General features: G+C 67.8%; 14 protein-coding genes. 9 read left to right on the top strand and 5 right to left on the bottom strand.

The features are described 5' to 3' along the window. The first annotated feature begins 60 nt into the window (after window positions 1-60). Complete coding sequence (locus WDZ95_RS01345) at window positions 61-2,226, top strand: ParB/RepB/Spo0J family partition protein (RefSeq protein ID WP_425775919.1); 2,166 nt, start codon at window positions 61-63, stop codon at window positions 2,224-2,226. A gap of 28 nt (window positions 2,227-2,254) precedes the next feature. Here the strand turns inward: WDZ95_RS01345 and WDZ95_RS01340 are convergent, their stop codons facing one another. Then, entirely contained in the window at window positions 2,255-3,562 is a 1,308-nt protein-coding gene (locus tag WDZ95_RS01340) for a phage integrase N-terminal domain-containing protein (RefSeq protein ID WP_425775918.1), read from the bottom strand. A 1,302-nt stretch (window positions 3,563-4,864) separates the two neighbouring features. Between WDZ95_RS01340 and WDZ95_RS01335 the strand changes: the two genes are divergently transcribed. The 8 genes from WDZ95_RS01335 to WDZ95_RS01300 all read left to right on the top strand — a co-directional run bounded on the left by WDZ95_RS01335 (window position 4,865) and on the right by WDZ95_RS01300 (window position 9,947). Continuing rightward, window positions 4,865-5,914 carry a PRTRC system protein D gene (locus WDZ95_RS01335; protein ID WP_425775917.1) on the top strand — a complete coding sequence of 350 codons (1,050 nt, stop codon included), beginning with the start codon at window positions 4,865-4,867 and terminating at the stop codon, window positions 5,912-5,914. Then, window positions 5,911-6,204 (top strand): hypothetical protein, encoded by a 294-nt coding sequence (locus tag WDZ95_RS01330; protein WP_425775916.1) that lies wholly within the window; start codon window positions 5,911-5,913, stop codon window positions 6,202-6,204. The genes WDZ95_RS01335 and WDZ95_RS01330 overlap by 4 nt, the downstream gene beginning before the upstream one ends. Further along, window positions 6,201-6,671, top strand: a complete 471-nt coding sequence (locus WDZ95_RS01325) for a CFI-box-CTERM domain-containing protein (RefSeq protein WP_425775915.1) — start codon at window positions 6,201-6,203, stop codon at window positions 6,669-6,671. Before WDZ95_RS01330 ends, WDZ95_RS01325 begins: the two co-directional genes overlap by 4 nt. After that, entirely contained in the window at window positions 6,668-7,240 is a 573-nt protein-coding gene (locus WDZ95_RS01320; RefSeq protein WP_425775914.1) for a PD-(D/E)XK nuclease family protein, read from the top strand. The genes WDZ95_RS01325 and WDZ95_RS01320 overlap by 4 nt, the downstream gene beginning before the upstream one ends. 37 nt (window positions 7,241-7,277) lie before the next feature. Next, the gene (locus tag WDZ95_RS01315; protein WP_425775913.1) at window positions 7,278-7,769 is read left to right on the top strand and encodes a helix-turn-helix transcriptional regulator; all 492 of its coding nucleotides are present in this window, start codon (window positions 7,278-7,280) and stop codon (window positions 7,767-7,769) included. Window positions 7,770-7,779: 10 nt separating this feature from the next. After that, window positions 7,780-8,439 (top strand): nucleotidyl transferase AbiEii/AbiGii toxin family protein, encoded by a 660-nt coding sequence (locus WDZ95_RS01310; RefSeq protein WP_425775912.1) that lies wholly within the window; start codon window positions 7,780-7,782, stop codon window positions 8,437-8,439. A 280-nt stretch (window positions 8,440-8,719) separates the two neighbouring features. Continuing rightward, complete coding sequence (locus tag WDZ95_RS01305; protein WP_425775911.1) at window positions 8,720-8,854, top strand: hypothetical protein; 135 nt, start codon at window positions 8,720-8,722, stop codon at window positions 8,852-8,854. Window positions 8,855-8,918: 64 nt separating this feature from the next. After that, window positions 8,919-9,947, top strand: coding sequence for a hypothetical protein (locus tag WDZ95_RS01300; RefSeq protein WP_425775910.1), 1,029 nt, complete (start codon window positions 8,919-8,921; stop codon window positions 9,945-9,947). A gap of 269 nt (window positions 9,948-10,216) precedes the next feature. Here WDZ95_RS01300 and WDZ95_RS01295 read toward each other — a convergent pair whose 3' ends face one another. The 4 genes from WDZ95_RS01295 to WDZ95_RS01280 all read right to left on the bottom strand — a co-directional run bounded on the left by WDZ95_RS01295 (window position 10,217) and on the right by WDZ95_RS01280 (window position 13,613). After that, complete coding sequence (locus tag WDZ95_RS01295) at window positions 10,217-10,960, bottom strand: YoaK family protein (protein WP_425775909.1); 744 nt, start codon at window positions 10,958-10,960, stop codon at window positions 10,217-10,219. Between the two features lie 43 nt (window positions 10,961-11,003). Continuing rightward, the gene (locus WDZ95_RS01290) at window positions 11,004-11,564 is read right to left on the bottom strand and encodes a porin family protein (protein ID WP_425775908.1); all 561 of its coding nucleotides are present in this window, start codon (window positions 11,562-11,564) and stop codon (window positions 11,004-11,006) included. A 166-nt stretch (window positions 11,565-11,730) separates the two neighbouring features. Next, entirely contained in the window at window positions 11,731-13,059 is a 1,329-nt protein-coding gene (locus tag WDZ95_RS01285; RefSeq protein ID WP_425775907.1) for a TRAP transporter large permease, read from the bottom strand. Beyond that, on the bottom strand, window positions 13,056-13,613 hold the full coding sequence (locus WDZ95_RS01280) for a TRAP transporter small permease subunit (RefSeq protein WP_166226990.1): 558 nt from the start codon (window positions 13,611-13,613) through the stop codon (window positions 13,056-13,058). The genes WDZ95_RS01285 and WDZ95_RS01280 overlap by 4 nt, the downstream gene beginning before the upstream one ends. Window positions 13,614-13,647 lie beyond the last annotated feature (34 nt).

Below are 13,647 nucleotides of genomic sequence, written 5' to 3'. Positions count from 1 at the left end.
ATGGGATCCTGACTGCATGGTGGGCCGCCGGCCTGCCATGCAACCGATCAGGAGTCCCTCATGAAATTCTCCAAAGCCGAGGTCGACGCCATCATCGAGGCGTCCCCTCGCACCTTCGTTCCCTTCAACAAGCTGGTGCTGTCCGAGGACCACCAGGCCCGCAGTGCCACGGCGCCCGTGATGTCGCTGCCGGAACTGGCCGCGTCGATCAAGGACAGCGGCGTGCTGCAGAACCTCGTCGTCGTCCAGGCGGCGCGCGGGCGCTACGAGGTCTGTGCCGGCGGACGGCGGCTCGCCGCGCTCGCGCTGCTCGTGCAGCAGGGCGACATCGCCGACAACTACCCCGTGCCGGTGCTCGTCGTGCCGGCCGACAAGGCGCTCATCGCGAGCCTTGCCGAGAACTGCTTCCACGTGCCGATGCACCCGGCCGACGAGTTCGCCGCCTTCGCCAGACTGCTCGCGCAGGGCAAATCCGTCGAGGACGTGGCCGCAGCCTTCGGCGTGACGCCGCTCATCGTCAAGCGGCGCATGAAGCTCGCCACCGTCTCGCCCCGGCTGATGGCCCTGTACCGCGAAGGCGGCATCGGCCTGGACTGCCTCATGGTGCTGGCCTCGGTCGACGATCACCAGCGCCAGGAGCAGGCCTGGGCTGGTCTGCCGAGCTGGAACCAGCGCCCGGAGCATCTGCGGCAGTTGCTGACCCGGGGCGAGATCGAATCGGACGCAGACCCGCTGGCCCGCTACGTCACCGTCAAGGCCTACGAGAAGGCCGGCGGACCCCTGCGCCGCGACCTGTTCAGCGACGACGACCGCAAGGCCTACCTGCTGGACCCGGCCCTGCTGGAGCGCCTCGCCGCCGACAAGCTGGGCAAGCGCGCGAAGCAACTCCTGTCTGAAGGCTGGAAGTGGGTCGACATCCGTCCGCGCTTCGCCTACGACGAGTACGTCAAGCACGGCGAGCTGCGCAAGCCCCGCCGCGCACCGACGCCCGAGGAAGCCGAGACGCTGAAGGCGCTGGACACGCGCATCGCTGTCCTGCACGAGCAGATGGACGCGCTGGTGGACCGCGATGGCGATGGCGATGGCGATGGCGATGCCGGCGAGGGCGTCACCGGCGCCAGCGAGGCGAACGACGCCGCCGACGAGGACGACACGTCGCGCGACCGCGCCCTCCTCGCCCTGGAGTCCGAGGCCGAAGGGCTGGAGGAAGAGCGCAAGGCCAGGCTCGAGGCGTTGACCGAATGGCCCGTGGCCTGGATGGCGCTCGCCGGGTGCGTGCTGCATGTGGGCGCGGACGGCCGTGCCGCGATCAGGGCAGGGCTCATCCGTCCCGAGGATCGGGCCGATCTGGCGCAGGCCATCACCAAGGCTGCCGAAGAGAAGTCGGCTGGTGGAGGCGGCTCGGCGGGCGACGCGAAGGGCGACGCGGATCCTGCGCGCGGCTCGGGGCTCCCGGCCCTGCAGTCGCTTCCATCGGCAGCCGGCGCCACGGCACGGCCCGTGCACTCCGAGAAGCTCATGCGCCGCCTCACGGCCCACCGCGTCGCCGCGATCCAGGCCGAACTGCTGGACCGACCCGAGGTTGCGCTGGCGGCACTGACGACCCACCTGACACTGAAGCTGCTGGCCGACCCGCTCCATGGCGCCTACCGACTGCCCAACCTGCTGGCGATCAGCGCGACTGGCAACCAGCACGAACTGCGGGGCGCGGCCGAGGACATCGAGGCGAGCCCGGCGGCCCAGCGCATCGAAGCCGACCGCATCGCCTGGATCGAGCACCTGCCCAAGGAACCCGACGCGGTGTTCGACTGGATGCTGCGGCAGCCGCCGCAGACGGTGCAGCGGCTGCTGACCTTCCTGGTCGCGTCCACCGTGAACGGCATCACCGGCACCGACGCCAGCCGACCGGTCAATGACGGTCTGGCCTGCGCCCTCGGCCTGGACATGACGCGATGGTGGTCGGCGACGGGGGAGGCCTACCTTCAGCACGTGTCCAAGGCGAGGGTGGTCGAGGTGGTGCACACCGTGGCCGGCGCCAAGGCGGCAGGTCCGCTCGCGGCGCTGAAGAAGGATGCCGCGGTGGCGCAGGCCGAACAACTGCTCGCCGGGCGTGGCTGGTTGCCCGACTGCCTGCGCGTGCAGCCGCACGCCGATGCCTCGGCGACGGGTGGCGAGGAGGTCGACGCCAACGATCCAGCACGGACCGAGGCGCCTGCCTGCGCCTGAACGCAGGGCCGGCCCGGGCCGGGCCGGCTCATGCGACCGGGACAGGCGTGTCACCGTCGTCCCCGATGCTCCCCGGCCCAGGCTTGCCGGTCTCGCCCTGGGCCGGGTCGCGGCTCCCTGCAGGCGAGCGCCGGATCGCACCGATGTAGGCGCCGGCCGAGCGCAGGCGGGCATGGCCCGCGATACGGGCCACACGCAGCCGCGCCTGGCGGTCGAGGTCCTGATCGACAGGCCCACCGCCACGCACCGGCGCGGGCGTGCCCGTCGTGTCCTGGTACTGGCCTTGAAGGTGGTCGTGCCGCGCCCCGTGCCCGGTGGTGCCGCTCGCGCGCTTCGTGAGGCCGAACTTGCGCAGCGCATAGTCCAGGCGACGGAGGTTGGACTTCAGGTCCCGATCCGGCGCTCCCATGTGTGCGTCATGGCCGCTGACCACGCTGCGGGCATGCGCGATGGCCGACTGCTGCTCCTCGGTGGCCAGCGGCAGCCAGCGCGCACGGCCTCCCTTGCCCTTCGTCCACAGATACCCATCCGCCTCCCGTTGCTCGTCGGGCAGGCCTGTCTCCTCGAACGGGTGCACGTGGGCGTAGGGGCGGCACATCACCGACTCCTTGCGCCGCAGGCCGACCTTCACCATCAGGCGCATCGACGCGCCGATGCGGGCATCGTAGGCAGAGACCTGGGCCAGCAAGGCCTCCACGTCGATGCCGTTGCCGCTCCAGCTCTTGTCTCGCTGGGCGTTCTCGTGGCGCTCGTATTCGTCAGGCGTCAGGCCGTAGTGCTCGGGCCTGCGGATGAAGCCCGGCTTGTTGAGCCACATCGCCAGGCCACGCAGAAAGCTCAGGTAGGTCTGGATCGTCCCCGGCGAAAGCTTGCGGCGCTGCCAGACCTTCACCATCGCCTGGACATGCCGCTGGCCCAGGTTGCGGGGATCGGGCGCCAGCTTGAAGCCGGCGTCGGTGTGCAGTTCGCGGAAGAAGCGTCGCAGGAAGTGGGCGCGCTCGTAGCGCGTCTTGTGCGACACGGTCTTCTCCAGCGCGGTGTGCAGCGGGTTGAACAGCTCGATCAGCACGTCCACCACACGGTTCACGGGCGTCCTGCCCGGCGGGTACATGTCCAGCACCTGCTGGGGCGACTTGCCGGCCCAGTTCTGGCGGCGCGGCGAGTCCTGGCCATGCACGCGGCCCGGGCTGGCCGAGGTCATCGCGGTGGTCCTGGGAGGTCGGGTGGATGAGGAGGGCAGGGCGGAGCCATCGCGCGGGTCGTTGCGGCGGTCGTTGCGGGAGAGAGGTGCCTGCCGGCGGCGGCGCGAGGGTTCTTCACGGCGGATGCGGGACATGGTGGGCTTTCTGCGAGATGGCGGACTGCCCGAACAGCGCGCCGGTGGATGAACGGTCGGGAGGACCGGAGTTGGAGGAATCCATCTGGACATCCCACGGGGCCGATTCCTGGCAAGCCCACGGCGATGGAGATCGTGTGCAACGTCGGTGCGGCGGTCGATCCCTGCAGCGCCACACCCACCCATGGCTTTGCTGGTCCGGGCTCCTCGTGGTCTTTGTCGAGGGGCCTGGATCAGCTCGGTCAGACTTAAAAATGGAACACGTTGATCCAGGCCGTCTGCGCATTTCTGCGACGCGACGACAGGGGTGATGTCCACCCCGCTCGGGGCTGGGTGCGACATCGACGCCAGGGTCGAGCCCTGGGTCATTCGGTGGATCAGGCCTGGTGTGCAGCGCCGGCCGCTCGCATGGGTCCACCCCTGACCGAGAGTCCAGGGCGGTGTCGAGTTGATGAGCGAGGGTCGTGCGGGGAGCCTCATGGAGGCCATCACGCCGCGCGATGCGCGTCATGCGCGCGTGCTCAAGGGCTGGCGGGAACGGTGCGCGGCATCAGGTGCCGCCACGGGGTTCTGCTGCGCCGGTGCGCTTCAGGAGCGCCCAGCCGACATCGCGGGGATGCGGCTGGCAAGGACCGGGCAGGTCACTGCTGTGGTGGATGACTCGGCACGCTCGCGGCGTCGATCCTTCTGGAGGTCGAGGCCGGTCGCGCCACCCGTTCGGGACGGGAACTTCGGTTGAAGGCACGAGGCAGGTAACGACTGCGACGCCTGCAATGCTCGTCTTCTTCGAGAGGACGGAGCGGGCCAGGAGCCCTCGGGAGCCCACAGTGGAAACCGCGACGGCATCCGCGGTCAAGGCCGCGTGCGCGGCGCCTGCCGCAAGACCCCTGATCGGCGGGCCCTTGGGGCAGGCAGTTGACGGCACGAGATTCGGCGGCAGGGCCCATCTAGCGTCGCAATGGCCCGGATCGCCAGCAACGGCGCGGGGTTGACGGGCAAGGTTGCCGCCTCAGGTACCCCGACGAGGCCGGTACCGGCCTCGCTTGGCGGTGTGAGGCGCCGGCGTGCGCGCCGATGGACGGGGTTGACGAGTGACTTTGCAGTGTGACCGTGGTGACACCACGCGGCCTCCTCGTCCGTTCGGTGTCATCCGAGGGGCAGTGCAGTGCTTCTGCAGTGCCAGCGCAGTGACACCGGGACGGATCCGACGTCGAAATCGCGCCTGCAGAGGCAGGTATCCGCGTGGAGGAACGGGGTCGATCTGTCGATCCTGAGCACTCTTTCGTTCACTCGGAGAACACCATGAACCTGATCGTGAGGGCGGTGGATGTCGGTTCCGGCAACACCAAGTTCGTCACTGGCACGGCAGACAGCGAGATCCGCTGCGCAAGCTTTCCGTCGCTGGCCTACCCGTCCAGCAACGGACAACCACTCTGGCCAGGCGGCGATGGGGCCAAGACGATGTTCATCCCGGTCGGGTCGCTCTTCTATGAAGTCGGTCCGGAGGTCAGGCTCGCGGCCGACACCTTTCGGGCGACGCAGCTGCACGACGACTACATCGAGTCGCCGGAGTACATGGCGCTGCTGCGCGGTGCGCTGCGCTCGATGCGGCAGAGCCAGATCGACCTGCTGGTCGTCGGGCTTCCGGTGGCGCTGTTTGCGGTGAAGAAGGCGGCCCTGGAGCGGGTCATGACAGGCGAGCACGATGTCGGCGGTGGCAAGAAGGTCAGTGTGGTGCGCACGCTGGCCGTTGCCCAGCCTCAAGGTGCGCTGGCTTTCTACGCGCACGCCCATGGCAAGCTCGCCGAGATCGCCAAGGAGCGCAGCCTGATCATCGATCCAGGTGCGAGGACCTTCGACTGGCTCGTCGCCCAGGGCATGCGACTGGTCCAGAAGCAGAGCCACTCCGTGAATCGGGGTGTCGCCGACGTGCTGAAGCTGCTCGCCGCCGAGATCACCAAGGACATCGGCACGCCCTTCCGCGATCTGGACGCCATCGACATGGCGCTGCGGACCGGCAAGGCCCCGGTGATCTTCCAGAAGCCCTACGACCTCAAGCGGCTGCTGCCGCTGGCCGAGAGCGTGACGGAGCAGGCCGTGTCGAGCATGAAGGAGTGGATCGAATCGCCGCACAGCCTGCAGAACATCATCCTCGTGGGCGGAGGCGCCTTCCTGTTCCGCAAGGCCGTGAAGTCGGCGTTTCCGCGCCACCGGATCCTCGAGATCAAGGAGCCTGTGTTCGCCAACGTGAGGGGGTTCCAGCTGGCTGGAATGACCTATGCGCGAACCGTGCTGGCGGCCGATCGCGACAGGTCGACCACGGCCGAGCGCGCTGCAGGAGATGCCGCATGACCGGCCCCATCAAGACCTCGGAGCCGCCGCGCATCCGGCTCGTGTTCCAGCTCGAGAGGGCGGAACTGCCTCGTCTCTATGACGAGCTCGCACGGTTCCACAAGGGCGTGAAACGTGTCGGCAGACTGCGCACGCTGGCCTATGAGGGACTGCTGGTCCAGCAGGGCGTCCTGAAGCTCCCTGGGCAGGCATCCAGCGATGTGTCCGGCTCGATCGGCTTCGACGGCGACGGGGCGGAGGTCACGAACGGACTCTTCGATCCCGCGATCGATGACCGGGATGGGCCATGAGGAGTCGGGCGAGGTGCCGCCAGGGTAGGTCGGTAGGGGCCTCCGAGCTGGCGCAGATGGGCCGGTGCGAACGCCTGGTGGTTCTCGAATCCCTGCACGGCCCGCGTCGAAGCACTTCACAGGAAGAGGCTCGCCGGAGGGGCATCGCGGCCCATGTGCGCTTCGAGTTGCAGGGTCGGCGCGCCACAGCGCCAGGCGATGGGTCGACTCGACGACCGGGCGAGAGGTGCTTCATCGCGACGATGGTCTTCGGGGACGCCTGGCAGACCGATGCGTTGCGCGACTTCAGGGACACGGTCCTGAGGACGCGGCCCTGGGGGCGACGCCTGGTGGCAGCCTACCATGCCGCCGGTCCGCGCCTTTGCAGAATGCTCCAGCGCTGCCCGCCGTTGCTGCGGATGACCAGGGGCATCCTGGGTTTCGCGGCGCATGGCTGGCGGCGATGGTCGGCGAGGCGGCGACCATGAGGTTCGAGCCGATGTGGCCGTGGGTGCTGCTCCTGGCTGTCGCCTTGGCGGTCACGTGGCACCTGGTCCGGCGGCACCGCGCACGCGTCGCGGAGCGGCGGGACCGACCGGCCGGGCTGCGGGACGCCGAACTGATCTGCGTGGAGTCGCAGTTCAGGTCGAAGAGCCGCTGGCCCATCGTGGCCAGGGTGGACAGGGCCTACCGGCTGCCGAGCGGTCTGGTCGTGCTGGTTGAACTGAAGACGCGGTCGATTGCGGCGGTGAGGGCGTCGGATGTCATCCAGCTCTCGGCGCAGCGGGTGGCCGTGGAGGATGAACTGCGTGTCCAGGTGTCTGTCGAGGCGTTCGTGATCTTTCCTGGTCGGCACTCAGCGCCGCCGACCTCACGAGCGGTCCGCTTGATGTCGCGGGAGCAAATCGAAGCCGTTGCAGCGAGGCACCGTCGACTGATCGATGGACTCGATCGCCCGCAGTGGCCCGACAGCGAGCATGTTTGTCACGGCTGTGGGCAGCGAGCGGCCTGCGGCGCCGCTGGCGAGGGCCTGGCGGGTGCGGTCCGGAGGCGCTAGAATGTCCAAAATATTCGACAATTCGTCGGACCAAGCTGTGGACCTCTCCAACCTGGGCACCATCATCCGCGAGCGGCGCGAGGCGCTGGGACTGACGCAGTCGCGGCTTGCGCAACTGAGCGGGCTTTCGCGGCAGACACTGGTCGGCCTGGAAGCCGGCGCTCTGAGCGATCTGGGATTCAATCGGGTCGCGCAGGTGCTGGCCGTGCTGGGGCTGGACCTCGATCCGCCCAGCCAGGCAGCGCGCGCTCGGAAGCGGGGCCTGTGGATGGCGGCGAAGAACGCCAGCGTGAGCTACGTCCATGAGGTGCCGCCCGACACGCTCGGCCATGCGCTGGTCAGCGGCAGCGTACCGAAGGGCTACGCGGCCCACCTGACGCACCTGCTCGACGAGGCGCCGGTGCCCCTGGTGGTGATGGCCGTGGAGGAAGCCGCCGCGAACGAGGGCGTGGCCCCCAAGGCTGTCTGGCGCAACGTCGCGAAGCTCGCCAGGTCACTGGCGGTGCACCGGCAGGGCCTGTGGGCGTGATGAGAGCGTGATGAAGTCGCTGCCGTCTGGCCCCTGGGAAGTGCTGTTCCAGCGAGCGCTGCGGCTGGTCGACGACATCCAGCGCCATGGGGGGCTTGCGGACCCGTTCTGGACCTTCGGAGGCGGGACCGTCCTGATGTTCAGGTACGGACACCGCCTCAGCAAGGACATCGACATCTTCGTGCCGGATCCGCAGTACCTCGGCTACGTGACGCCCCGACTCAGCGACACCGCGGCATCCCTGACCGAGGAGTACACGGAGATGCCGGGCTCGTTCGTCAAGCTGCAGTTCGAGGAAGGCGAGATCGACTTCGTGGCCGCACCGAACCTCACCGACGCGGCGTGGGAGCGGTGGGAGATCCAGGGGCGGCCGGTGCGCGTCGAGACGGCCGGGGAGGTGATCGCCAAGAAGATGTACCACCGCGGGGACCGTGCGACGGCGCGCGATCTGTTCGACCTCGCCATGGTGGTCGAGCGGGAGCCGGATGCGCTGGCGGCAGCCGCGCCTTTCCTCGTGCGGCACCGGGACAGGTTCCTGGAGCAGATCGGGCAACCCGGGGCAGGATTCGTGGCAACTTTCGAGGCGATCGCCGCGACCGGGTATCGGCCGAGTCTGGAGCACTGCATTGCCGTGGCCACGGCCTACCTGTCCGCGCTGGGGGACCGATGACCCGGTTGCACCAGGGCGACATGGCGACGCGGTAGGCGACGGAGCACCGGGGACTTGGGCACAGGAAATCCACAAGGGTTTCCACTACCGCCCGGCGAAGCCTGGATACAATCACAGGGTCTGCAACGAACAAAGCCAGGCGGCAACCTGGCTTTGTACGCCCTGAACTGGTTCGAGCCCAGGGGAGGGGAGGCCGCTGGAACCCCCCGATCAGAACCTCGGATTCTAGCGAGCCTCGTAGGCATCGGGCTCATGTTGATCGAACAGAAAGGTGATCGACATGACGAAGAAGACCCAAGAGAGCTATCGCAGCGCTGCGACCGGCAGGTACGTCAAGGAGCACTACGGCAAGACGCACCCTGACACGACTGTCAAGGAGCGGACGCCGGCACCTCAGCCGCCGAAGAAGAAGTAACCGCAAGGTCGAGGGGCACCGGGAACCGGTGCCCCTCTTTGTCTTGGTGCCGCGTAGAGGTCCTATGTTCGACAACCTTTTGCGAGAACTGCGCGCGCTCGAGCGCCGCTCGATCACCGTCCCCATCGACAGTGACGAGAAGGGCTACATCGACAAGGAGTGCCCGTCGACCAGCTGCGAGTTCCAGTTCAAGATCAAGGACGAAGACTGGAAGAACATCTGCCGCGACGAAGGCGTCTGGTGTCCGATGTGCGGTCACGCGGCGCCAGCCAAGAGCTGGTTCACCAAGGGCCAGGTTCGACATGCCGAGCGGCACGCCCACAGGGTGATCCAGTCGACGATCGACGGCGCGATGCGCGCGGATGCGAGGGCCTTCAACGGTCGGCAGCCAAGGAACTCGCTGATCTCGATGTCGATGAAGGTAGGTGGCGCACCGCACTTCACGCCGCACAGGGTTCCAGCGGCTGCGTCGGCAGCAATGGAGCTTGAGATCGAGTGCGAGAAGTGCACCTGCCGATTCGCAGTCATCGGCTCGGCGTACTTCTGTCACGCCTGCGGCCACAGTTCCGTGGATCGCATGTTCGACGACTCGCTGCGCAAGATCAGAGCCAAGAAGGACAACGTAGACGTTGTGCGCGACGCCATCGCGGCGTCGGCTGGACGCGATGAGGCCGAACTGATGTGTCGATCGCTGATTGAGTCATGCCTTCAGGACGGTGTGACTGCCTTTCAGAGGTGCTGCGAGGGCCTGTATGCCTCGACCGGACCGGCGACGCCTGCGCCGATGAATGCCTTCCAGCGACTCGCGCAAGGCAGCGAGCTTTGGGCGGCAAGGGTCGGCATCACCTACGAAGACATCCTTGGCGCTGCGGATCTGGAGCGACTCAGGCGACTGTTCCAGAAGCGGCACCTGCTGGCTCACAGCGATGGCATCGTCGACCAGCGCTACATCAACGAGTCGGGCGACATGACGTACAAGGTCGGACAGCGCATCACAGTCTCAACGTCGGAGGTCGACGGCATCGTCGCAGGCATCGGCCGATTGGTCGAAGGCCTGCGGAGAGCCATCGGCGCACCGCAGGAACGGCCATAGCTTGCTGCGAGGTCAGGGCTGCCCGCCATGGTCGAAGGGCCGGCCCCAGGCCGTGAGAGCGTCATTGCGATTGACGAGCAAGACCGCGAGAATGTCGCTGCTGACGGTCTCAAGACGTCCCATGCGGACAAGGGGAACAGACCGGGGAACAAGTCAGTTTTCCTCGGCGCTTTTCCCAATGAGATCAACAGCTTAGGTCGCCGTTTTGGATCCCATCAGCCACCCCAAAATTCAAAACCCCTGGCGGTCGCAAGGCCCCCAGGGGTTTTTCATGGGCGCCGCCGGCCCAGGTCGTCCCACGCGGGCACCAGCGACACCACGGCCAGCAGCACCGCAATGGGCACGGTGAAGCCATAGCCGAACTGCTTGAAGCCGAAGGCGCCCGTGAGGCCGCCGAGCAGGAAGGCCAGCAGCAAGCCCCCGAGCACCTTCATGCGATCGCGGTCGGCGCGCACAAGCGGCTGCGCGTCGCGGTCGGCGTTCCAGTACACGAGCTTGCCCAGTTCGATGCCGAGATCGGTCACGATGCCCGTCATGTGCGTGGTGCGGATCACCGCGCCCGAGAGCTTGGTGACCACCGCGTTCTGCAGGCCCATGATGAAACACAGCAGCACCACGGTGAAGGGCAGCAGCAGGGCCTCGAAGCTCGCCAGTCGCGCGCCCATGAGGCCGAAGCACAGGATCAGCGCGGCCTCGAACAACAGCGGCAGCGCGTACTCGCTGGCCATGGCGCGGCGCCGCGCGAAGTTCACCAACAGCGCGCTGCACATGGCACCGAGCAGGAACGAGAGCACGGCCACCAGGCCGTCGATCACCAGGTCGAAGCGCTGCAGCACCACGTTGTCGGCCACGGCCGAGACCATGCCCGTGACGTGCGAGGTGTACTGCTGCACGGCGAGGAAGCCGCCGGCGTTGATGGCGCCCGCCACGAAGGCGAGCAGCCAGCCGAGCTGGCGGTTGGCGGCCACGCTGCGGTGGCGGCCGACGAGGAAACGGGCGTAGCGGGCGGGCATGGGGGCAGGGCTTCAGAAGCCCTGCCTTTGTACACCGTGTCGATCAGAAGCGGCGGCCGTAGTGCACGCCCCAGCCCTTGGCCTCCACGTTGTCCTTGTCCAGGTACTGCGTGTAGTTGGCCTGGATGTACGCGTTGGGAGACAGGTTGTAGGCCGCGCCCACGCCGTAGGCCACGTCGGTGGTCGAGTCGTTCACGCTGAAGTTGCCGGTGGACAGGCTGGCGTTGGTGCGCGCGTAACCCACGCGGCCGAACACGCTGAAGTTCTCGGTGAGGTTCACGCTGGGTTTCACGAACACGCCGTAGGTGTCGACCTTGCTGTCGAGGCCGCTGTTGAAGCCATTGAGTTTGAGGTCGTCCTTACGCACCGTGCCGCCGGCGATGCCTTCGATGGCGATGTTGGGGTGCAACTGGTAGCCGATGGTGCCCATCAGCAGGCCCGGGTCGGACTTGGCCGTGACGCCCCCGCTGCTGGCCCGCAGGCCGATGGACTCGTAGCCGATGCTGCCGTACAGGCGCGAGGGCTCGGTGTAACTGGATTGTGCGTGGGCGCCGAATGCGGTGAGGGCGAGCACGGCGGCGGTGAGAGGAATGGCTTTTTTCATGGGTCCTTCGGGCTTGTGGCGTTGAAGCACGAACGCTCGCGGGCCGGGCGCGTGGCACCGGCTTGGGGCGTCCACCCGCAGACCGATTTCTGCGGGCCATGAATGGGAGCGCCCTTCGCGCCGCGGGTTCGTTGCCCGGGCGTGAAGGGTGTAACCAGGGGTGGCCTCAGATCAGCGCCAGCGACAGCCAGGGAAAGAGCGCCACCAGCAGCAGCACGAACAGCATGGCGCCGATGTAGGGCAGGGCGCCGCCGAAGATCTGCTCGACCGAAACCTTGGGGTCGTTGAGCGTGGACTTCACGGTGAACACCGAGATGCCGAAGGGCGGCGTGAGCAGGCCGATCTCCACCGCGAGCACGGTGAGCACGCCGAACTGGATCAGGTTGAAGCCCATGTCGGTGGCGATGGGCACGGCCACGGGCGTCATGATCAGCAGGATCGAGCTCGAGTCGAGGATCATGCCCAGGAACAGCACGATCAGCACGTAGATCAGCAGGAAGCCGTAGGGGCCCAGGCCCGCGTCCTGCACCAGGTCGCTGATGGCCACGGGCACGCCCGCCACCGAGAGCATGCGGCTGTAGAAGCTCGCGGCGATCAGCAGGATCAGGATGGTGACCGACACGCTGCCCGTTTCGTGCAGCACGCGCCAGAAGCGGCCCTGGCCCAGGCTGCGCCGCGCCAGCGCCACCACCAGCGCGCCGAAGGCCCCGATGCCGCCCGCTTCGGTGGGCGTGAAGAAGCCGGTGTACAGGCCGCCGAGCACCAGCGCCACCAGCGCCGCGATGGGCACGAGCTTGCCCGCCATCTGCCCGCCCGTGAGCAGCGGGCCGGTGCTGCGTTCGAGCGCCAGCGCCTGGCGGCGCTGCAGGTCGAACACCTTGCCGGGTGTGAAGGTGGCCATGAGCACGATCATCAGCACGAACACCACCGCGAGCAGGAAGCCCGGGATGACGCCCGCGATGAACAGTTTGCCGATCGATTGTTCGGCCAACACGCCGTAGATGATCATGAGCAGGCTGGGCGGGATCATCATGCCCAGCACCGAGCTGCCCGCCACCGTGCCGGCCGCGAACGCGGTGCGGTAGCCGTGGCGCACCATCTCGGGCACGGCCACGCGCGTGAACACCGCGGCCGAGGCGATGGACACGCCGGTGACCGCCGCGAACACGGTGTTGGCCGCCACCGTGGCCACGCCCAGGCCGCCGCGCACGCGGCGCAGCAGCGCTTCAGCCACCTCGAAGGTGTCCTTGCCCACGTTCGATATGGACACCAGCAAGCCCATGAGCACGAACAGCGGGATGGTGGCGAAGATGTAGTCGGCCACGCCGTTGTAGGCCGAGAGGTAGAGCAGGCGCATGGCCATCTGCACGTCTTCGCGCATGAGCCAGATGCCCGCGAAGCCGATGCCGATCAGCGCCACGGCAATGTGAACACCCAGCAGCACGAGCGTGACCAGGGCGCCGATCAGCAGCGCGCCGAAACCGAGGTCGCTCATGAGGGTTCTCCGAATTCGCCGGCGTGGCGCCAGACGCTGGGCATCTGCAGCAGGTAGGCCAGCGCGGCCACGATCGAGCCGCCCACGATCAGCGCGCGAAACGGCCAGGTGGGCACGGTGTACACACCCTGCACGCCGAAGAACTCGTTGCCGGTCCAGGCCTGCGTGAGCTCGGGCCAGGCGATGAAGGCCAGGGCCGCGAAGAGCAGGCCGCCGAGCAGGGCGTTACCCACTTCGAGCACGCGCAGTGCGGTGAGCGAGCGCGCGCCGATCAGGCGCAGCAGGAAGTCGCTGCGCGTCATGCGGCCCGAGCAGATCGCCGCGGCGAGCTGCAGGAACACGATGGACGCCACCGAGCGCGCCGCGAATTCGGCCACGCCCGTGATGGGCTTGTCGAGGAAATTGCGGCCGACCACGTCGGCCACCACCATCATCATCATGAGAAAGATCCACACGGTGCCGACGGCCGCAAGCACGCGCGCGATGCCTTCGAGCGGGTGGCGGTCAGCGGGCGCGGCAGCGCCCTCGGCAGCAAGGTCGGGTTCGTTGTGCACGGGTCACCTTCAACAAAAAGGCCCCGCGCCGGCA

The sequence above is a fragment of the Hydrogenophaga sp. T2 genome (assembly GCF_049843535.1).
Lineage (GTDB): Bacteria > Pseudomonadota > Gammaproteobacteria > Burkholderiales > Burkholderiaceae_C > Hydrogenophaga > Hydrogenophaga crocea.
The sequence above is the reverse complement of the archived record's forward strand: the minus strand, read 5'-3'. Positions and strand labels throughout refer to the sequence as shown.

Bases quoted from the DNA above. Each gene is read 5' to 3' on its own strand.
- WDZ95_RS01345 (WP_425775919.1), top strand. From the start codon at position 61: ATGAAATTCTCCAAAGCCGAGGTCGACGCCATCATCGAGGCGTCCCCT.
- WDZ95_RS01340 (WP_425775918.1), bottom strand. From the start codon at position 3,562: ATGTCCCGCATCCGCCGTGAAGAACCCTCGCGCCGCCGCCGGCAGGCA.
- WDZ95_RS01335 (WP_425775917.1), top strand. From the start codon at position 4,865: ATGAACCTGATCGTGAGGGCGGTGGATGTCGGTTCCGGCAACACCAAG.
- WDZ95_RS01330 (WP_425775916.1), top strand. From the start codon at position 5,911: ATGACCGGCCCCATCAAGACCTCGGAGCCGCCGCGCATCCGGCTCGTG.
- WDZ95_RS01325 (WP_425775915.1), top strand. From the start codon at position 6,201: ATGAGGAGTCGGGCGAGGTGCCGCCAGGGTAGGTCGGTAGGGGCCTCC.
- WDZ95_RS01320 (WP_425775914.1), top strand. From the start codon at position 6,668: ATGAGGTTCGAGCCGATGTGGCCGTGGGTGCTGCTCCTGGCTGTCGCC.
- WDZ95_RS01310 (WP_425775912.1), top strand. From the start codon at position 7,780: ATGAAGTCGCTGCCGTCTGGCCCCTGGGAAGTGCTGTTCCAGCGAGCG.
- WDZ95_RS01305 (WP_425775911.1), top strand. From the start codon at position 8,720: ATGACGAAGAAGACCCAAGAGAGCTATCGCAGCGCTGCGACCGGCAGG.
- WDZ95_RS01300 (WP_425775910.1), top strand. From the start codon at position 8,919: ATGTTCGACAACCTTTTGCGAGAACTGCGCGCGCTCGAGCGCCGCTCG.
- WDZ95_RS01295 (WP_425775909.1), bottom strand. From the start codon at position 10,960: ATGCCCGCCCGCTACGCCCGTTTCCTCGTCGGCCGCCACCGCAGCGTG.
- WDZ95_RS01290 (WP_425775908.1), bottom strand. From the start codon at position 11,564: ATGAAAAAAGCCATTCCTCTCACCGCCGCCGTGCTCGCCCTCACCGCA.
- WDZ95_RS01285 (WP_425775907.1), bottom strand. From the start codon at position 13,059: ATGAGCGACCTCGGTTTCGGCGCGCTGCTGATCGGCGCCCTGGTCACG.